The sequence below is a fragment of the Phenylobacterium sp. VNQ135 genome, assembly GCF_049445735.1.
Classification (GTDB): Bacteria; Pseudomonadota; Alphaproteobacteria; order Caulobacterales; family Caulobacteraceae; genus Phenylobacterium.
On record NZ_JBMSDS010000002.1, the window covers coordinates 516,167 to 533,186 of the forward strand.

Sequence of the window (17,020 nt, forward strand, 5' to 3'; positions counted from 1 at the left end):
GCCAAAAACATCATGAGCGGAGCCTCTGCGCCAGGTGCTTGATGGCGGCCGCGACGTGCGCTTCCACCATCTTCACCGAGACGCCCATGGCCTGGGCGGTCTGAGCCTGGCTCATTCCGTCCAGTTTGTGCAGCCGGAAGGCGCGACCCATCTGCGGCGGCAGGGCGGCGACCGCCTCCGCCAACTGCCGCACCCGCTCCTTGCCGATCACCACCTCGTCGGCCGGCGCGTCCTGGGCGACGTCCTGGCCGCCCATCACCGACCGCGTGTCCATCCGCCACTCGGCGCTCCGGCGCGAGGAGCGCTGGGCGCTGCGCACGTGGTCGACCATCAGGTTCGCCGCCATGCGATAGAGCAGCGCCTCCGGCGCCCGCACCTCGGCCTGGGGATCGAGGCCTGCGATCTTGAGATAGAGGTCCTGCACCAGGTCCTCGGCCGTGGCCATGTCGCGGGTTCGCGCGGCCAGGAACAGGATGAGGTTCTCGCGGCGCTCGAAGAACGCGCGGACCAGCGGGCTTTGCCCGTCCTCCATCTGCGACGGCCCAGGCGGCGCCACCGAACCCCCTTCTTATCGGTCCGACGCTGTACGCGGATCGGTTGTGACGGCTCTAGGACGAGCCCGGGCCGGAGGCAAGCGCCCCGCCATGCGGCTGTTCCTCTAGGGCTTCCCCGCCACGACGTAGATCTCGCCGGCGATGTCCGGATAGCGTTCGCCGAGGCTCATGAAGGCCTTCAGCATCTCGGGCGTCCAGTCCCGCTCGATCTGCCCGTTGGAGACGGGCTTCAGCCAGTAGCCGCCGAACACCTCGATCCGGAAGCCCGCCTCGAGGAAGTCGCGCCGGAACGTCTCGGGATTGTAGACGCGCCGATGCCCGTGCTTGCGGTCGGCGTCATTCAGCGCCTCCTCGAAGGGCAGCATCCCCATGATGACCGCGGCCTGCCGGTGGAGGGAGCGGGCGTTGGGCACGGCCGCGAGGATACGGCCGTCGTCGGTCAACCAATGCTGCGCGCGCCGCAGCAGGCCCACGGGATCGTCGACGTGCTCCAGCACGTGCCCCAGCACGATCGTGCGGAACGCCTGGCGGGGACTGAACTCTTCGAACAGCGCGTTGACGACCTCGGCCTGCGGCCAGCGGGCCTGGATCTGCTCGCAGAAGACCTTCGCGCCTTCGACCACGGTCAGCGGCTCGCCCAGGGTGACGAGGGCGTCGGTCATGATGCCTTCGGCCGGCCCCAGCTCGAGGATCGGCCCTGGGCGAATGTAGCGCCGGAAGATCTCGAAGGAGTGACGGACCATCGCCCCGTTCGCGCCGGCTCCGTATGTCGAGTCGGCGGCGATCCCGTCCAGCCGGCGACGCTCCTCGTCGGTGATGCCCGCGGTCATGGCGCCTCTATGATCTCGATCAGGTTCAGGGTGGGCGTCATCAGGAAGGCTATGCGGCGTCCGCCGAACGCTACGGCCGGGACCGGGCCGGCGGTGATCCGGGCGCCTGTCGCCAGCATCTCGGCCAGCGCGGCGTCGAAGTCGGCGGCCTCGAAGGCCTGGTGATAGATCTTGGTCCCGCGCTGCAGGTAGCCTTCGACCGGCGAGCCCGGCTCGCTGGGGGCCAGCAGCTCCAGCCGCGGGCCCGGCCCGACGATGAACCGGCCATGGATCCTCTGCCCGGGGTCGGTGAAGGCCTCGCCTTCCGGCCGATAGCCGAGCCTCGCCCAGCCTTCCAGTTCCCGCGCCAAGTCGCGGCAGGCGACGCCGAGGTGGTGGAAGGCGAAACCGGGCTTATCGAGCATCCGTGCGCCTCAGGTCTGGGCCAGCCGCCGCGCCAGCATATCGAGCCGTGGACGCATGGCGTCCCACAGCGCACGATCGACGCGGTGCTCGACACTGTCATGTGCTTGGCCGGCCAGGACAACATGGTCCTTCAGCAGGCCGTGGCGGCGCGCGCCCGAGGAGTCGTGGAAGGAGACGACCTTGGCGTTGTCGGCCACCGTTCGGCAATAGACCGCGCCGAGACCCAGCTGCTCGAAGGCCATGCGATAGACCAGCAGCGCCGACTCCACCGCGGCGACCGAGCGGGGGTGGATCAGCCACCGGCCCCATTCGCCCTGGGCCGGCGCCTCCGCGCCTACGTCATAGATTCCGACCGTCCCGACCGGCGCGCCATCCTTCACGTCCTCGACGATGAAGTAATAGTCGCCCGGGCGCGCCTCATAGGCGGCGATCCAGGCCTCCTGATCGGAGAGACGCGGCGAGGTCGCGTGCAGGTAGCGCCCGAGTTCCGGGTCGGTGCGAAGGCCCAGAATGAAGGCCGCGTCGGCGCCAACGACCGGCCGTAGCCGGAAGCCGAAGCCCGTGAGGTTCAGCTCATGCCGCATCGGCCTTGGCCTTCAGGCCGGCCACGTCCTGCAGTTCGGCGATCTCCTCGGCGGAGAACGAAACGCCGAAGGCCGCCTCGGTGGCGAACACGATCTCCAAGTGCTTCAGGCTGTCCCACTTGGCCTCGTCCTCTCGGCGCAGGTTCTCGCCGGGGGCCACGGGCCGCTCCAAGATCATGCTGAGGATCTCGGCCAGGGTTTCGTCGGTGGTCATGGTCTCAGGTCCAGCTGACGCCGACCGGCTGCGCCGGCAGCGTGTCGAGGCGGTCGTCGGGAAGCCGCACCACGCCGCTTTCGCCGCTCAGCGACACGCCGGCGAAGGCCGCCGCCCAGTCCAGGGCCGGTGCATTGCGCGGCCCAACGCGATAGGCGAGCGACACCTGACGGGCGCCCAGCGCCCGGGCCGCGCCGCGGAGCGCCTCGCCGACCATGAGGTCTTCCAGCTTTCGCCCCAGCGCGCGGCAGGAGACGCAGAGCTCGTCGACGATCAGGCGCCCGTCGCCCTCGCGGCGGGCGAACAGCGCGGCCACCGAGCCGGAGTCCGCGAGGCGGTCGCTCAGGCGGATGTGCACCACGCAGGCGTCTGGCCGGGCGAGGTAGTCGTTCACGGCCTGCTCGTCGAGCCGCGCCAGGGCCAGGTTGAATTGGTTGGTCTTGCGGCTGAGCTCGGCCAGCCGCGCCCGATCGTCGGCGGGATCCAGGCTGAAGGCGAGCTCGGCCTTCAGGGCCGCCAGGTAGGCGGTCTCGTCGAAGGCTTCCCGCGCCATCGCCTGACGCTCGGCGTTGGCGGCGAGGTCGGCGGCGCGGCCCGCGAAGTCTCCGCCGCGCGGCAGTCCGGGATAGGCGGCCAGAGCGTTGGCGGTGATCGCCGGCTCCGCGCCGGCGTACAGCAGGCGCAGCCCGGGCGTCCGCGCGGCGGCCTCGGCCAGTTCGCCGACGTTGTCGTCGATCATCAGGAAGGCGTCGGCGCCGATGTTGAAGCGGGCCGCCGCCGCCGCGACGGCCGCCGACTTGTCGCCCCAGCCCACCTGCCAGGCCGCGATGTGCTGGGGCCTCAGGGGGAAGTCCGTCCGCGTCTCGAAGAGGCTCAGCACGTCGGCGGGCTCGTTGCGGGACACCACCGCCACCAGCACGCCGCGGCCGGCCCAGTCGGCCACCGCCCGCTGCAACGCCGCGTGCCCTTCGCCGAGGCGGACGCCCTCGGCCCCGTCCTCGCCGAGCACGCCTTCATAGAGGGTGTTGTCCAGGTCGACCGCCAGCGCCTTGAGCGGCGGCGCGAAGGCGTCCGCCAGAAGCTCGAACGCCAGGGTGCGGGCGGTCGCCATGGCCGCCGCGTCGCTGAAGCGGCTTCCGGTGGCCGCTGAGCGGGCCTCGTCGAAGAAGGCCTCCCCGAGCTCACGGGCCAATCCGTCCAGGGGCAGGATCGCTGCGCCCGGGGTCGCCTGCGCCCAGTCGGCCAGGCGGGCGTTCAGGGCCGCGTAGCGCAGGCTGGGTTCGGGCGCATTGGCGACGATCAGCGGCCCATGGGTCGCCGCCCGGAGCGCGGTCAGGCGCCCAATCGCCCAGTCGGCCAGCGCCTCGTCAGCGAGGCGCGGATAGCGGGTGAAGTCCAGCCACACGAGCCACGCCTCAGCGGAGCCCTCGGGCAACGTCAGGCTGTCGTCGTAGTCGCCGAGGGCGGCGCGCATCGGGACGCCGGCATGATCGAGGAAGGCGGGCAGGGCGCTCGCCACGCCCTCGAAGGCGTGGTTGCGCAGCACCCGAAGCGTCGGCCCCTCCGCGGGCGGGCTCGCCTTCAGCTTCAGCAACGCGAAGCGGTTCAGGCGCGGCGCGAAGAGGGTCGCCTGCTGTTCCAGTCGCGCGATGACCGGAGGAACGCCGGCGTCGGAAGGGGTCATGGGCGCGCGCCGGGAGGTGGCTGGCGATTCGGGCATGGGCGGGGGAAACGCTAGTCGAGGCCGCCCATACGGCCAAGCGGCATCGCCGCGGCGATCAGGCGGGCTGGGTCGCCTGCATCGAAGGCCTGGCGTTGAAGGCCTCGGCGAAGGCCGTCAGCTTCGGCCGGCCGTCACGCCAGCCCAGGTCCGCGAAGCGGAAGTCCAGGTAGGAGAGCGCGCAGGCGATCGCGATGTCGCCGATCTGCGGGGCCCCGGCGCTGGGGGCGAAGCCGGCCTCGAAGACATCCAGCGCCCGCCGGATCTTGCCGATCTGGCCATCGTCCCACTCGGCCCAGCGCAGCGGCTCGGGCCGCAGGGCGCGCTCGTAGCGGGCGAGCAGGGCGGCGTCCAAGAGGCCGTCCGCGGCGGCCTGATCGCGCAGGCTTCCCCAGCGCGCGTCGCTGGCCGGTATCAGCCGCCCGCCTGCGAGGTGATCCAGGTACTCGACGATGACGCGGCTGTCGTAGAGCGCCGTCCCGTCGTCCAGCACCAGGGTCGGCACCTTGGTCAGCGGGTTGGTCGCGGCGACTTCGGCGTTGACGCTCACCGGGGTGACGGAGACCGAAACAATCTCGATGCGGTCGATCAGCCCGGCCTCGTGCGCGGCGACGGCGACCTTGCGGGCGTAGGGCGAGGCCCCGGAGGAGAACAGCTTCATGGCGCGGACTTAATCGCCGCCGCACACATGCGCAAACCCCTCCGGCGGAACCGGAGGAGCTGCGTTCGGCTGAGCGGAAGGCCTACCGCGGCGCGGGGTACTGGATGCGGGGCCGCAGGTTGTCGATGACGGCGCGCGCGTCGAAGGCCCGCGGGTCGTCGGCCGGCTTCTGGCCGCGGCCCATCACCACCTCGGCGGTGGCTTCGAACCTGTCGACCGTGCGGACGTCGACGCGGTTGGCCCAGAAGGGATCCCCCCAGAAGGGGTCCCAGCTACGCCAGCCGTAGCCGCGACCGTAGTAGCGCCAGGACGGGCGCCAGTAGCCGTAGGTAGGCCCGTACCACGGCCGGTAGAACGGATCCGGCTCGACGTAGGTGCGGGTCTGACGGTCGGTGTTGCGGTCGACGATGGAGAACCAGTCGTAGCCCTGCTGAACGGTCAGCTCGGCCGCGCGGAACAGCAGATAGCCTTCCACGGTCTCGCGCGAGGTGAGGGTGTTGCCCTGGAAGTTCACCCGGAAGCGGTTCTGTTCCAGCTGCAGCTCGGAATAGCCGCCGGACGCGGCCTGACCCGGAATATTCGGCTGGTATGGCGTAGGCGTCGCACAGGCGGCCAGGCCGGCCGCCAAAGCCAGACCCACGGCGAAAGCGGCTGATCTTTTCGACATTTTCCGTCTCGAACTCGACAGTCCCTCGGGGGACAGATGTAAAGGCCCAAACCCGCAGCCGCAATTGTGGTTGCGGCTGCGATCATTTGCGCGGGCCCAGCGAATTCAGGTCTGTGTGATGACGACGACGTAGATGGCGCGGCCCATAGCCCCGAACAGGAGGATCGCCGTCGCCAGCGCCTGCACCAGGAAGCCGGCCTCGCGCTTCGAGGGATCGCGCACATAGCCGATTTGGTAGGCGACGCGCCCGACGATCCAGACCAGGCCCAGAACCGCCGCCCAGAGATCGCTCCAGTAGAACGCGAACAGCCACAGCGACGGCAGGAAGATCGGCAGCCATTCGAGCGTGTTCACATGCGCCCGGATCGTGCGCTCCAGCACCGGGTCGCCGGTCATGTCGGGCGCCTGGATCCCGCATTTCCGGCGCGCGCTGGCGACCTGCAGGCCCATCCAGAGATAGGTGAGCACCGCCAGCAGGGTGACGATGGCGACGTAGGCGTGGCTTTGCATGGTAGTTCCCTCCCGAACCTCGCGGCCAAGCTTGGCAGCTTGCGAGGGCGGGCGGAACCCTCGCGGCGCCGCCGCGCGTTTATCCGCCGTCAGACGAGCCGGAGCACACGGCGATGCAGGTGGAATCCGCGGCGATCCAGGAGATCGACTACGACGCCGAGCGGGCCAAGCTGCTCGTGCGGTTCCAGAGCGGCGAGCGCTACGTCTACGTGGGCGTGCCGGGCGAGGTGCACCGCTCGTTCCTGGAAGCCGACTCGAAGGGCCGGTTCTTCCAGGCCGAGATCCGCGACAACTATCCCTACAACAGGATCGAGACCTAGCCCGTGTAGTGCTCGCCGTCGGGCAGGGCGCCCAGCGGCTTGCCGCGGCGGCGGTCGCGGTTGGCCATCACCCGCAGCCGGAGCGCGTTCAGCTTGATGAAGCCCTCGGCGTCGCGGTGGTCGTAGGCGACGGCGCCCTCCTCGAAGGTCACCAGCTCCTGGTCGTACAGCGAGTAGGGCGAGGTGCGGCCGATGACCGTGACGTTGCCCTTGTAGAGCTTCACCCGCACCTGGCCCGCGACCGGCTCCTGGCTCTTGTCGATGGCGGCCTGCAGCATCTCGCGCTCCGCCGAGAACCAGAAACCGTTGTAGATCAGGCCGGCGTACTTCGGCATCAGCTCGTCCTTGAGGTGCATGGCGCCCCGGTCCAGCGTGATGCTCTCGATGCCGCGATGGGCGGCCAGCAGGATCGTGCCGCCGGGCGTCTCGTAGACGCCGCGCGACTTCATTCCGACGAAGCGGTTTTCGACCAGGTCCAGGCGGCCGACGCCGTTGTCGTGGCCGAGCTCGTTCAAGCGGGTCAGAAGCGCGGCCGGCGACAGCTTCTCGCCATCGATGGCGACGGGATCGCCCTTCTCGAAGTCGATGGTGATGACCGTCGGCTTGTCGGGGGCGTCCTCGGGCGAGATCGTCCGCATGTGCACGAACTCGGGCGCCTCGACCGCCGGATCCTCGAGCACCTTACCCTCGGACGAGGAGTGCAGCAGGTTGGCGTCGACGCTGAACGGCGCCTCGCCGCGCTTGTCCTTGCTGATCGGGATCTGGTGCTTCTCGGCGAAGTCGATCAGCGACTCCCGGCTGCGGAATTCCCATTCCCGCCACGGCGCGATCACCCGGATGTCGGGCTCGAGCGCGTAGTAGCCCAGTTCGAAGCGGACCTGGTCGTTCCCTTTGCCCGTGGCGCCGTGGCAGACGGCGTCGGCGCCCACCTGGCGGGCGATCTCGATCTGCCGCTTGGCGATCAGTGGCCGGGCGATGGAGGTGCCCAGCAGGTACTGGCCTTCGTAGACCGTGTTGGCGCGGAACATCGGGAACACGAAGTCCCGGACGAACTCTTCGCGCAGATCGTCGATGAAGATGTTCTCGGGCTTGATGCCCAGCATCAGCGCCTTTTCGCGCGCCGGGCCCAGTTCCTCGCCCTGGCCCAGGTCGGCGGTGAAGGTCACGACCTCCGCCCCATACTCGGTCTGCAGCCACTTCAGGATGATCGAGGTGTCGAGGCCGCCGGAGTAGGCGAGGACGACCTTCTTGACGGGCTTCTTGTCGGCCATCGGCGGCGGACCTTTGCGAAAAGAGAAACAGGAAGTCGCGCGCCTTTAAGGGCAGGCGGCTCCCGCGTTCAAGGCTTGAGTGTCCCCTCGGCCTCGAGCGTGCCCGCAGCTGCGCGCAGCCAGGCGTAGTGCGCCAGCACGAACAGCGGCGCCAGGAAAGCGCGCAGCAGGAAGAGGAGGAGTTGCCGGTCGGGGGCGAGCTGCGGGTTCCGCGTGGCCGCCGACAGCGCCAGGCCCAGCACCAGCGGCGCGCCCACGGCCAGGCCGACGGCGAGCGCCCGGCCGCCGCGGCGTCGCCCAAGCCCCCACGGCATCGGGACGCGGGCCGTGTCGGGCAGACGCCGCCAGAACCGCTGCGAGCTTGAGGCGATCAGGGCCATGGCGACGATCCACATGGCGTCGCCCAGGATCGAAAGAAGGTTCAGCGACACCTAGACCGTCACCTGCGTCCCCAGCTCGACCACGCGGCCGGGCGGGATCTTGTAGAAGTCGGTGGGGTTGGCGGCGTTCTTCATCAGGAAGATGAAGAGCTTGTCCTGCCAGAGCGGCATGCCCGACTGGGCCGAGGGCACCACCGACCGCCGGCCGAGGAAGAAGCTGGTGGCCATGATGTCGAACTTCAGTCCCGCCTTCCGGCACAGCCCCAGCGCCTTGGGCACATTCGGGCTCTCCATGAAGCCGTAGGTGATGATCACCTTCTTGAAGTCCTCGTTGAGCGGGGCGATGCGGATACGGTCGGCCTCCCTCACCCGCGGCGTCTCCGCCGTCTCGATGGTGAGGATGATGTTCTTCTCGTGCAGCACCTTGTTGTGCTTGAGGTTGTGCATCAGCGCGACCGGCGCCGTGTCGGGGTCGGAGGTCAGGAAGATCGCCGTGCCGGGGGCCCGATGCGGCGCGCGGGCCTTCAGGATGTCGGCCAGTTCGGCCATCGAGACGCTGTCGCGACGGGTCTTCTCGGAGAGGATCCGCGCCCCGCGGGTCCAGGTCCAGATGATCAGCACCAGCGCGCCGCCCAGCACGAGGGGCAGCCATGCGCCCTGCGGGATCTTCAGCAGGTTCGACGAAATGAAGACGATGTCGAGCGCGCCGAAGGCGGCCGACGCCGCCGCGGCCTGCCAGACGGGCCGCTTCCACATGTAGCGGACGATGTAGAAGAATAGCAGGGTGTCGACGAACATCGCCCCGGTCACCGCGATGCCGTAGGCGGCGGCCAGGTTCGACGAGGTGCGGAACATCACCAGCAGCACCAGGACGCCGATCAGCAGGAAGGTGTTGACCTGCGGCACATAGATCTGGCCCGCCTGGGTCTCGGACGTGCGGCGGATGTCGATCCGCGGGAAGAGGCCCAGCGACACGGCCTGCTGGGTCATCGAGAAGGCGCCGGTGATCACCGCCTGCGAGGCGATGACGGTGGCGGCGATCGAAAGCAGCCAGACCGGCCAGTAGACCGCCTCAGGGATCATGTCGAAGAACGGATTCTCGGCCGTGGCCGGGCGGGCCAGCACCATGGCGCCCTGGCCCAGGTAGTTCAGCACCAGGGATGGCAGCACCAGCGCCACCCAGGCGGCGCGGATCGGGCCTTTGCCGAAGTGGCCCATGTCGGCGTAGAGCGCCTCGGCGCCGGTGACCGCGAGGAACACGCTGCCCAGGATGACGAAGCCCAGGAAGCCGTTGTCGATCAGGAACAGCACGCCGTAGTGCGGCGACAGCGCCCGGAACACCGAGAGGTCGTCCGAGATGTGGTAGAGGCCGAGGGCGCCCAGCACCAGGAACCAGGCCGCGGTGACCGGTCCGAACAGCTTGGCCACGCTGGCCGTGCCGCGGGACTGCACCAGGAACAGCCCCACCAGGATGGCGGCGGCGGCCGGCAGCACGAGGGGCGCCAGGCGCGGCCCGACGCCGGGCAGGTCCTTCATGCCCTCCATCGAGCCCAGGACCGAGACCGCGGGCGTGATGATGCCGTCGGCATAGAACAGCGCCGCGCCGAACACGCCGAGCAGGAAGATGATCGACGAGCGCCGTCCCGGGCTCACCCGCTGGGCGAGCGCCATCAGGGCAAGCGTGCCGCCTTCACCCTTGTTGTCGGCGTTCATCAGGAAGACGACGTACTTGACCGTGACGATCAGGATGAGCGCCCAGGTGATCAGAGAGACCACGCCCAGGACGGCCAGCTCGGCCGTGCCGCCGCTGCGCGAATGGTGCAGCGCCTCGCGCATGGCGTAGAGCGGACTCGTGCCGATGTCGCCGAACACGACGCCGACAGAGCCCAGGGCCAGGGCCCAGAACTTCTCCTTGGGCGCGTGATGCGTCCCCTCCGCTCCGTTCTCGGGAGCGCCGGCCGGATCAGCCATCCATCGTCTCCGGGAACGAACTGAAGAGTGTTCCCTTGGCGGCCCCATGCCGTCACGCGGCGGGCGCGATACACCCAAAGCCACCCGGGTTCAATGGCGTGGGTTGCGCCGGGGCCCGGCGCACGTATTCCTAGGGGTGGGCGTTTACGGGGGTATTCACCGACATGGACCGCAGGCTGGCCCTGGTCACGGGCGCGTCCGCCGGCATCGGCGCCGCCTTCGCGCGCATCCTGGCCAGTCACGGCTACGACGTGGCCCTGACGGCTCGGCGAACCGATCGGCTCGAGCAGATCGCCGAGGAGATCCGCCTGCGCTACGGCGTCGAGACCCTGACGGTGGCGGCCGACCTCGCCCAGCCCGAGGGCCCAGGCCAGATTCTCGACCACCTCACAGCCCACGGCCGCACGGTGGACGCCCTGGTCAACAATGCGGGCTATGGCCTGCCGGGCGCCTATGCCGAAACCCGCTGGGCGGACCAAGCCGCCTTCCTGCAGGTGATGGTCACCGCGCCCTGCGAACTCGCGCACCGGGTGCTGCCGGGCATGCTCCAGCGGCGGTTCGGCCGGATCGTCAACGTCGCCTCGCTGGCCGGGCTGATCCCGGGCGCGGCGGGCCACACGCTCTACGCGGCGTCCAAGAGCCTGCTGATCAAGTTCTCACAGAGCCTGTACCTGGAAACCATCGGCGAGGGCGTCCACGTCACCGCGCTCTGCCCCGGCTTCACCTTCTCGGAATTCCACGACGTGAACGGCACGCGGGCCATGGTCAGCGCCTCGACCCCGCCCTGGATGTGGCTGGGCGCCGACGAGGTGGCCGCCGCCGGCTACGAGGCGGTGGAGGCGGGCCGCGCCGTCTGCGTGCCGGGCGCGCCCAACAAGGCGATCGCCGCCGTCGCCAAGGTGCTTCCCGACGAGTGGGGCCTCGCCCTCATCGCCAGCCAGGGCCAGCGCTTCCGTAAGGTCTAGTGCGCGTAGGGGTAGGCGGCTTCGGGCCGGATGAACCCTGCCGTCGCTTCCGACAATCCCGCGAACAGGAACTGCACGGCCAGGGCGCAGAGGATCAGGCCGAGGACCCGCACCACGATGGTCAGGCCGATTCGGCCGAGGATGCGCGAGATGATCGGCGTCGCCATGAAGGCCAGCGTCGTGGCGACGGCCACGCCGGCGATGACGCCCACGCCGCTCGCCGCTCCGGCCAGGCCGAACTGCCGCGCCTGGCTGGCGTAGATCACCACCGTCGAGATCGCCCCCGGCCCGATCAGCAGCGGCATGGCGAAGGGGACGATCATGCGTTCGAACCGCCGCTTGGCGGCGCTGCGCGGATCGCCGGAGGCCGCCTCGGCGGCGTCGGCGAAGGTGGCCGTGAAGTCGTCGCGGGCCATCTCGAGCCCCAGGAGCAGCAGGATGATGCCGCCGGCGATGCGGAAGGCCGGCAGCGAGATGCCGAAGAACTCCAGCAGGCTCAGGCCGGTGAAGTAGAAGAACGTCAGGAAGCCCAGCACGAAGAGGCCGATGTAGACCGCGATCAGGGCCCGGTCCTTCGACAGGGCGCCGGCCGTCGCCGCGGCGAACAGCGGCACGTTGCCCAGCGGGTCCAGCAGGGCGAACAGGGCGACGAAGAAGTTGACCGCGAACTCGGCCTGGCTCATGCAGCGCTCTTAGCCTGAAACCTCGACCGCGGGCCACCCCGCGGCTTTCACGGAGCCAGCCCATGGCCGCCGCCGATCCGCGCCTGATCGTTCCCCTGGATTTGCCCACCGTCGACGAGGCGCGCAGGATGGTCGCGGCGCTGGGCGACGCGGTCGGCTTCTACAAGGTGGGTCTGGAGCTCTTCGCCTCGGATGGCATGGCCCTGGCGCGCGAGCTGAAGGCGCAGGGAAAGCAGGTGTTCCTGGACTGGAAGCTGCACGACATCGGCACGACGGTTCAGCGCGCGGCTGCGGTGCTGGCCGGCGCCGGCTGCGACTTCCTCACGGTCCACGGCGAGCCGCAGGTGATGGCCGCGGCGGTCCGCGGCAGGGGCGCCTCGAACCTCAAGGTGCTGGCGGTCACCGTGCTCACCAGCCTCAAGGATGAGGATCTCGTCGAGATGGGCTTCGCCGAAAGCGCGCGGTCTCTGGTGGAGCGCCGCATCCATCAGGCGATCGGCGCCGGTTGCGACGGCGTGATCGCCAGTCCGCACGAAGCGGCCCTGGCGCGCTCTTTGGGGGGCAAGGACTTCCTCGTCGTAACGCCGGGCGTACGTCCCGACTGGTCCGCGAAGAACGATCAGGCCCGCGCGGCGACGCCGCTGGAGGCTCTGAAGGCGGGGGCCAGCCACATCGTCTGCGGGCGGCCGATCACCGCCGCCAACGATCCCCGCGATGCGGCGCTGCGGATCGCCGCCGAGATGGCCGCGGCCTAGAAGTCGACCGCGAGGCCTTTCCGCTCCCAGTCGCCGAAGCGGGTGGGCTCGGGGCCGGTGGGACCGCCCTGCTCCGGCGGGAGCGCCTGCGCCTGCTTGCGACGGGCCTCGGCTTCCTGCAGCGCGCGCTGGGCGGCCGGCGACAGCACCTTGTCGGATGTGGCGTTCTCGGGAGCGTCGTCCATCCCGCCAATGTAGGACGCGACCTGGCGCAAATCCACGCTTGCGTTGTTCGTCGAACGCTGGTTTATCGCGCGCCCGCTCACGCTTCGGGGGAAGCCAAATGTCTCGTCTCGCCACGGCGTTCTTCGCCGCCGCCGTCCTCTATGCCCTCGCCGGCATGGCGCTCGGCATCCACATGGGGGCCACCCAGGACTTCGCGATGCGGCCGCTGCACGCCCACATCAACCTGCTGGGCTGGGCCGGCCTTGCGCTGATGGGCGCCTTCTACGGCGTCGCCGGGGTCAACGCGCCGCGGAAGCTGGGCTGGACGGTGTTCGCTGTGGCCAATGCGGCCAACCTGCTGATGCTGCCGATGGTCTGGCTGATCACCCAGGGCAAGCCGCCGATCGTGCCGGTGCTGATGGTGGGCGAAATGCTCGCGCTGCTGTCCATCGTGCTGCTCGGCGTCTCGGTGCTGATGGCCGGCCGCAGGCCCGCCGCCGCCTAAAACCCTTGCGCCGGCCGGCTGTTGCGGGCAGGCCGGCGCCGTGACATCGACCGACACCCAGGACGCAGCGGGCCAGCCCGCGCGCGCCGCCGCCCTCGACCTGATCGACGCCGCGCTGTCGCGACGTGCGGGCCTCGAGGAAGGCCTCACCCATCCGGCGCTCGGGCGCCTCGAATCCCGCGACCGAGCCTTCGCCCGCGCGTTGGCCATGGCCGTGCTGCGCCATCTCGGCCCGATCGACGCCGCCCTGCAGGCGCGGCTCAAGAAGCCTCCGCCCGATCGCATCGTCCAGGTGCTGCGGCTGGGCGCGGCCCAGCTGCTGGTGCTCAAGACCCCGGCCCACGCGGCCGTCTCGGCGACCGTGGATCTCGCGGGGCGGCAGAAGGGCGGCCAGCCTTTCAAGGGCCTGGTCAACGCGGTGCTGCGCGGGCTCACCCGCGAGCCGCCGCCCCTCGACGATCCCGAGCTGTTGGCGCCTCAGTGGCTGGCCGCCCGCTGGCGCGCCGCTTTCGGGGCCGACGCCGCCCGCGCCATGGCCGCGCTTATCGCCGCCGAACCCGCCACCGACATCACGCCGCAAGGCGAGGCCGATGATCTGGTCTCCCAGCTGGAGGCCTGGTCGCTGCCGGGCGGCACGCTGCGCGCCGGCCTCAAAGGCGAGGTCTCGACCTGGCCCGGCTTCGCCGACGGCCGCTGGTGGGTGCAGGACGCATCCGCCGCCGTCCCCGCCCGCCTGCTCCACGTGACATCGGGCGAGACCGCGCTCGATCTCTGCGCCGCCCCGGGCGGCAAGACGCTGCAGCTCGCCGCCGCCGGCGCCCGCGTCACCGCCCTCGACAAGTCGGCGGGCCGCCTCAAGCGGGTCACCGAAAACCTCGCTCGGACGGGGCTCGGCGCGGAGGTGGTCAACGCCGATGCGGCCGAGTGGAACGACCGCCGACGGTTCGACGCCGTGCTGCTGGACGCGCCCTGTTCGGCCACGGGCACCTACCGGCGCCATCCCGACGTGCTTTGGGTGGCGAGCCCCGCCGACATTCCGAAGCTGGCCGCCCTGCAATCGCGCCTGCTCGACGCCGCCGGTCGGCGGGTGAAGCCGGGCGGGCGCCTCGTCTACTGCGTCTGCTCCCTCGAGCCGGAAGAAGGCGAGGCCCAGGTAGACGCCTTCCTCAAGCGGGCGCCCGAGTTCGCTCTCGACCCCGTCGCGCCCGGCGAAGGCGGCGCCCCCGAGGCGAGCCTGCTGCCCAACGGAACGCTGCGCATCCTGCCTCACCATCGCGAAGGCGGGACCGACGGCTTCTTCATCGCCCGGATGCGCCGCAACGCCTGAGGTCTGGCCTCTTAAGCCGCATCAGCTTAACACCGCGACCATGGCGGAGCGGACGATCATCGCGCCCTCGATCCTGGCGTCGGACTTCTCGAAGCTGGGCGAGGAGGTGCGCGCCATCGAGGCGGCGGGCTGCGACTGGGTCCACGTCGACGTCATGGACGGCCATTTCGTGCCGAACATCACGATCGGGCCCGACGTGGTGAAGGCGCTCCGGCCGCATTCGACGCTGCCCTTCGACGTTCACCTGATGATCTCTCCGGTGGACAGCTACCTCGAAGCTTTCCGCGCCGCCGGCGCCGACATCATCAGCGTCCATCCCGAGGCCGGGCCGCACCTGCACCGCACCCTGCGCCGCATCCGCGAGCTGGGCGCCAAGGCCGGCGTGGTCTTCAACCCGTCGACCGATCCCTCGGTGATCCAGTGGATCCTGGAGGACATCGACCTGGTGCTGGTCATGTCCGTGAACCCCGGGTTCGGCGGCCAGAGCTTCATCGCCTCGCAGCTCCGCAAGGTGGAGGCGCTGCGCCGGATGATCGACGCCGCCGGCGCCGACATCATCCTCGAGGTCGACGGCGGCGTGACGCCCGAGACCGCGCCCCAGTGCATCGCCGCCGGCGCCACGGCGCTGGTGGCCGGCTCGGCCGTGTTCCGCGGCGGGCCCGAGCGTTACGCCGCCAACATCGCAGCCCTGCGCGGCTAAGGCCGGCATGGAGGCGCTGACCCGACTGCCCGGCGCGTCCACGCTGCTGGCGGCCGGCGTCTGGATCCGCCGCCGTCTCGTCGACGAGTGGCAGGGCTCGCCGGTCTACCGCTGGACCGCTCCGAAGCCGGAAGGCCTTGGCGTTCAGCCTCGCGATCTGCGTCCCGCCGACGTTCAGGCCGGCAAGCGCATCCTGGCCGGCGCCTTCGTCCTGGCGGGCTCCACCCTGGCCACCGGGCCGCGCGGCGATCCGTGGGACCGGCCCAGCCCCGACCGCCGCTTCGCCGTGGCGCTGCACCGCTTCGGTTGGATGCGCGACCTGCTGGCCACCGGCGGGGAGGGCGTCACCGAAGGCCTGCGGCTGACGCTCGACTGGCTGCGCGTGTTCGGGACCTGGAACAGCTTCGCCTGGGGACCTGAGGTGCTGGAGCGGCGGGTGTTCAACCTCGCCTGCGCCGCCCGGACGATCTGCGCTGGCGCTTCCGACGTCGAGACCGCACACATCGCCGCCAGCCTGGCGCGGCAGGTGCGTACGCTGCTCGGCCAGGGGCCCGGACAGGGACGCGGCGCCGAGCGCGCCTGCGCCGCGGCCGTGGGCGCCGCCGCACTGTCGGGCCGCGCAGCGGAGGGGCTGCTCGCGCAGGCGCTCTCACGGCTGGACCGCGCGCTGGACGAGGCCTTGCCGCCCGACGGCGGTCACGTCAGCCGCAGCCCCCAGCGGGCGCTGGAGCTGCTGTTCGATCTGCTCACCCTCGACGAGGCCCTGACCCAGATGGGCCGGGCGGCGCCGGAAGCCGTCTCGCGGGCCATCGACCGCCTCTCGGGCGCGGTGCGCGTCTTCACCCTGGCCGATGGACGCCTCGCCGCCTTTCAGGGCGGCGAGGCCTTGGGCGCTCCGTATGTGGCCGCCGCGCGGGCCGGCGAAGCGCCCGACGAACGGCCGCTCTCGCCCGCCTGCAACGGCTATCAGAGGCTGGAGGGCCGCGCGCTGCAGCTCGTGGTCGACGCCGCGCCGCCGGCCGACGGAAGCTGGAGCAGCGCCGCCTGCGGGCAGCCGCTGGCGCTGGAAGCGGTGGCCGGCGGCAAGCGGCTGATCGTGGGGTCCGGCTGGTCGCCGGACGGCCCAGGCCCGCAGGCGCTGCGCGTCGCCGACGCGGCCTCCACAACCTCGCTGGGCGATCACGCCTGCGGGGTTCCGCTCCGCGGCTTCGCCGCAAGCGTGCTGGGACCCCGCCTGCTCCGCGGCTGCGGGCCCGTGGACGCCCAGCGGCGCGAGGCGCCCGGCGCCGTCTGGCTGGAGACCGCCCACGACGGCTGGGCCCGCCGCTTCGGACTGCGTCATGAGCGCCGCCTGTATCTCGACGTGGCCAAGGACGAGGTGCGCGGCGAGGACCGGCTGACCGCCCTCAAGGCGGCGAAGGGACAGGATCGGCGGTTCATCCCCTTCACCGTGCGCTTTCACCTGCACCCCGAGGTCAGCGCGCTGATCGCCCGCGACCGCAAGAGCGTGCTGCTGAAGCCGGACGGGGACGAGGCTGGGTGGTGGTTGCGCAACGATGCGCTGGAAGTCACGCTCGAGCCCTCCTTCTACTGCCAGGACGGCGAGCTCCGCCGCAGCCAGCAGATCGTCCTGCGCGGGCAGGCTCGGGCCGATTCCGGCGCCCGGGTGCGATGGAAGCTCTCATCCGCCGCGGCCCCGGTTGACCCGCCGAAACAGCAGGCCTAATCCCCGCCCATCCGCGCGTGACTGGCGATCAAGGTGGGCGACCACCGGGGAGCGCGCGAGACCATATCCGCCGCTCGCCTGGGCTCTTCCTTCCAACGAAGCCAGGA

Annotated in this window: 21 protein-coding genes and 1 riboswitch; of the genes, 7 read left to right on the top strand and 14 right to left on the bottom strand. The window is 70.7% G+C overall.

The genetic code is table 11. The features are described 5' to 3' along the window. Positions 1–10 precede the first annotated feature (10 nt). The 9 genes from ACO2Q0_RS08340 to ACO2Q0_RS08380 all read right to left on the bottom strand — a co-directional run bounded on the left by ACO2Q0_RS08340 (position 11) and on the right by ACO2Q0_RS08380 (position 6,145). Positions 11–556 (bottom strand): RNA polymerase sigma factor, encoded by a 546-nt coding sequence (locus ACO2Q0_RS08340; protein ID WP_423351031.1) that lies wholly within the window; start codon positions 554–556, stop codon positions 11–13. 102 nt (positions 557–658) lie between these two features. Next, the gene (locus ACO2Q0_RS08345) at positions 659–1,384 is read right to left on the bottom strand and encodes a class I SAM-dependent methyltransferase (RefSeq protein ID WP_423351032.1); all 726 of its coding nucleotides are present in this window, start codon (positions 1,382–1,384) and stop codon (positions 659–661) included. Then, the gene (locus ACO2Q0_RS08350; RefSeq protein ID WP_423351033.1) at positions 1,381–1,788 is read right to left on the bottom strand and encodes a VOC family protein; all 408 of its coding nucleotides are present in this window, start codon (positions 1,786–1,788) and stop codon (positions 1,381–1,383) included. Before ACO2Q0_RS08350 ends, ACO2Q0_RS08345 begins: the two co-directional genes overlap by 4 nt. Positions 1,789–1,797: 9 nt before the next feature. Further along, positions 1,798–2,373: a GNAT family N-acetyltransferase gene (locus ACO2Q0_RS08355; protein WP_423351034.1), complete on the bottom strand. Its 576-nt coding sequence runs from the start codon at positions 2,371–2,373 to the stop codon at positions 1,798–1,800. Continuing rightward, on the bottom strand, positions 2,363–2,587 hold the full coding sequence (locus ACO2Q0_RS08360; RefSeq protein WP_423351035.1) for an acyl carrier protein: 225 nt from the start codon (positions 2,585–2,587) through the stop codon (positions 2,363–2,365). The genes ACO2Q0_RS08355 and ACO2Q0_RS08360 overlap by 11 nt, the downstream gene beginning before the upstream one ends. A gap of 4 nt (positions 2,588–2,591) precedes the next feature. Beyond that, entirely contained in the window at positions 2,592–4,271 is a 1,680-nt protein-coding gene (locus ACO2Q0_RS08365) for an HAD-IIIC family phosphatase (protein WP_423351036.1), read from the bottom strand. Positions 4,272–4,365: 94 nt separating this feature from the next. Then, positions 4,366–4,968, bottom strand: coding sequence for a glutathione S-transferase family protein (locus ACO2Q0_RS08370; protein ID WP_423351037.1), 603 nt, complete (start codon positions 4,966–4,968; stop codon positions 4,366–4,368). A gap of 82 nt (positions 4,969–5,050) precedes the next feature. Next, positions 5,051–5,635, bottom strand: coding sequence for a CC0125/CC1285 family lipoprotein (locus tag ACO2Q0_RS08375; protein ID WP_423351038.1), 585 nt, complete (start codon positions 5,633–5,635; stop codon positions 5,051–5,053). A gap of 105 nt (positions 5,636–5,740) precedes the next feature. Further along, on the bottom strand, positions 5,741–6,145 hold the full coding sequence (locus ACO2Q0_RS08380; protein WP_423351039.1) for an MAPEG family protein: 405 nt from the start codon (positions 6,143–6,145) through the stop codon (positions 5,741–5,743). A 113-nt stretch (positions 6,146–6,258) separates the two neighbouring features. Between ACO2Q0_RS08380 and ACO2Q0_RS08385 the strand changes: the two genes are divergently transcribed. Then, positions 6,259–6,465: a KTSC domain-containing protein gene (locus tag ACO2Q0_RS08385; protein WP_423351040.1), complete on the top strand. Its 207-nt coding sequence runs from the start codon at positions 6,259–6,261 to the stop codon at positions 6,463–6,465. On the opposite strand, the gene ACO2Q0_RS08390 is transcribed toward ACO2Q0_RS08385, so the two are convergent. From ACO2Q0_RS08390 to ACO2Q0_RS08400, 3 genes are all read right to left on the bottom strand, one after another. Continuing rightward, on the bottom strand, positions 6,462–7,736 hold the full coding sequence (locus ACO2Q0_RS08390) for an argininosuccinate synthase (protein ID WP_423351041.1): 1,275 nt from the start codon (positions 7,734–7,736) through the stop codon (positions 6,462–6,464). The two genes, ACO2Q0_RS08385 and ACO2Q0_RS08390, sit on opposite strands and share 4 nt — an antisense overlap. 68 nt (positions 7,737–7,804) lie before the next feature. Then, positions 7,805–8,167, bottom strand: a complete 363-nt coding sequence (locus ACO2Q0_RS08395; RefSeq protein WP_423351042.1) for a hypothetical protein — start codon at positions 8,165–8,167, stop codon at positions 7,805–7,807. Beyond that, positions 8,168–10,087: a potassium transporter Kup gene (locus ACO2Q0_RS08400; protein WP_423351043.1), complete on the bottom strand. Its 1,920-nt coding sequence runs from the start codon at positions 10,085–10,087 to the stop codon at positions 8,168–8,170. 164 nt (positions 10,088–10,251) lie between these two features. On the opposite strand from ACO2Q0_RS08400, the gene ACO2Q0_RS08405 reads away from it, so the two are divergent. Further along, positions 10,252–11,052, top strand: coding sequence for an SDR family NAD(P)-dependent oxidoreductase (locus ACO2Q0_RS08405; protein ID WP_423351044.1), 801 nt, complete (start codon positions 10,252–10,254; stop codon positions 11,050–11,052). Here ACO2Q0_RS08405 and ACO2Q0_RS08410 read toward each other — a convergent pair. Beyond that, positions 11,049–11,735, bottom strand: a complete 687-nt coding sequence (locus ACO2Q0_RS08410; RefSeq protein WP_423351045.1) for a MarC family protein — start codon at positions 11,733–11,735, stop codon at positions 11,049–11,051. The genes ACO2Q0_RS08405 and ACO2Q0_RS08410 overlap by 4 nt on opposite strands. A gap of 62 nt (positions 11,736–11,797) precedes the next feature. On the opposite strand from ACO2Q0_RS08410, the gene pyrF reads away from it, so the two are divergent. Then, complete coding sequence (gene pyrF / locus ACO2Q0_RS08415; protein ID WP_423351046.1) at positions 11,798–12,490, top strand: orotidine-5'-phosphate decarboxylase; 693 nt, start codon at positions 11,798–11,800, stop codon at positions 12,488–12,490. Here pyrF and ACO2Q0_RS08420 read toward each other — a convergent pair. Next, entirely contained in the window at positions 12,487–12,675 is a 189-nt protein-coding gene (locus tag ACO2Q0_RS08420) for a DUF1674 domain-containing protein (protein ID WP_423351047.1), read from the bottom strand. The genes pyrF and ACO2Q0_RS08420 overlap by 4 nt on opposite strands. 98 nt (positions 12,676–12,773) lie before the next feature. Between ACO2Q0_RS08420 and ACO2Q0_RS08425 the strand changes: the two genes are divergently transcribed. From ACO2Q0_RS08425 to ACO2Q0_RS08440, 4 genes are read left to right on the top strand one after another with little or no spacing between them, the layout of a single operon-like run. Beyond that, entirely contained in the window at positions 12,774–13,160 is a 387-nt protein-coding gene (locus ACO2Q0_RS08425) for a hypothetical protein (protein WP_423351048.1), read from the top strand. Between the two features lie 40 nt (positions 13,161–13,200). Further along, positions 13,201–14,487: an RsmB/NOP family class I SAM-dependent RNA methyltransferase gene (locus ACO2Q0_RS08430; protein WP_423351049.1), complete on the top strand. Its 1,287-nt coding sequence runs from the start codon at positions 13,201–13,203 to the stop codon at positions 14,485–14,487. A gap of 40 nt (positions 14,488–14,527) precedes the next feature. After that, positions 14,528–15,187, top strand: coding sequence for a ribulose-phosphate 3-epimerase (gene rpe / locus ACO2Q0_RS08435; protein WP_423351050.1), 660 nt, complete (start codon positions 14,528–14,530; stop codon positions 15,185–15,187). A 7-nt stretch (positions 15,188–15,194) separates the two neighbouring features. After that, positions 15,195–16,913, top strand: a complete 1,719-nt coding sequence (locus ACO2Q0_RS08440; protein WP_423351051.1) for a heparinase II/III family protein — start codon at positions 15,195–15,197, stop codon at positions 16,911–16,913. 7 nt (positions 16,914–16,920) lie between these two features. After that, positions 16,921–17,004: riboswitch (ZMP/ZTP riboswitch) on the top strand. Positions 17,005–17,020 lie beyond the last annotated feature (16 nt).

Bases quoted from the DNA above. Each gene is read 5' to 3' on its own strand.
- ACO2Q0_RS08405 (WP_423351044.1), top strand. From the start codon at position 10,252: ATGGACCGCAGGCTGGCCCTGGTCACGGGCGCGTCCGCCGGCATCGGC.
- ACO2Q0_RS08380 (WP_423351039.1), bottom strand. From the start codon at position 6,145: ATGCAAAGCCACGCCTACGTCGCCATCGTCACCCTGCTGGCGGTGCTC.
- ACO2Q0_RS08425 (WP_423351048.1), top strand. From the start codon at position 12,774: ATGTCTCGTCTCGCCACGGCGTTCTTCGCCGCCGCCGTCCTCTATGCC.
- ACO2Q0_RS08345 (WP_423351032.1), bottom strand. From the start codon at position 1,384: ATGACCGCGGGCATCACCGACGAGGAGCGTCGCCGGCTGGACGGGATC.
- ACO2Q0_RS08400 (WP_423351043.1), bottom strand. From the start codon at position 10,087: ATGGCTGATCCGGCCGGCGCTCCCGAGAACGGAGCGGAGGGGACGCAT.
- ACO2Q0_RS08370 (WP_423351037.1), bottom strand. From the start codon at position 4,968: ATGAAGCTGTTCTCCTCCGGGGCCTCGCCCTACGCCCGCAAGGTCGCC.
- ACO2Q0_RS08360 (WP_423351035.1), bottom strand. From the start codon at position 2,587: ATGACCACCGACGAAACCCTGGCCGAGATCCTCAGCATGATCTTGGAG.
- rpe (WP_423351050.1), top strand. From the start codon at position 14,528: ATGGCGGAGCGGACGATCATCGCGCCCTCGATCCTGGCGTCGGACTTC.
- ACO2Q0_RS08355 (WP_423351034.1), bottom strand. From the start codon at position 2,373: ATGCGGCATGAGCTGAACCTCACGGGCTTCGGCTTCCGGCTACGGCCG.
- pyrF (WP_423351046.1), top strand. From the start codon at position 11,798: ATGGCCGCCGCCGATCCGCGCCTGATCGTTCCCCTGGATTTGCCCACC.
- ACO2Q0_RS08420 (WP_423351047.1), bottom strand. From the start codon at position 12,675: ATGGACGACGCTCCCGAGAACGCCACATCCGACAAGGTGCTGTCGCCG.
- ACO2Q0_RS08365 (WP_423351036.1), bottom strand. From the start codon at position 4,271: ATGACCCCTTCCGACGCCGGCGTTCCTCCGGTCATCGCGCGACTGGAA.
- ACO2Q0_RS08390 (WP_423351041.1), bottom strand. From the start codon at position 7,736: ATGGCCGACAAGAAGCCCGTCAAGAAGGTCGTCCTCGCCTACTCCGGC.
- ACO2Q0_RS08440 (WP_423351051.1), top strand. From the start codon at position 15,195: ATGGAGGCGCTGACCCGACTGCCCGGCGCGTCCACGCTGCTGGCGGCC.
- ACO2Q0_RS08375 (WP_423351038.1), bottom strand. From the start codon at position 5,635: ATGTCGAAAAGATCAGCCGCTTTCGCCGTGGGTCTGGCTTTGGCGGCC.
- ACO2Q0_RS08350 (WP_423351033.1), bottom strand. From the start codon at position 1,788: ATGCTCGATAAGCCCGGTTTCGCCTTCCACCACCTCGGCGTCGCCTGC.
- ACO2Q0_RS08410 (WP_423351045.1), bottom strand. From the start codon at position 11,735: ATGAGCCAGGCCGAGTTCGCGGTCAACTTCTTCGTCGCCCTGTTCGCC.
- ACO2Q0_RS08385 (WP_423351040.1), top strand. From the start codon at position 6,259: ATGCAGGTGGAATCCGCGGCGATCCAGGAGATCGACTACGACGCCGAG.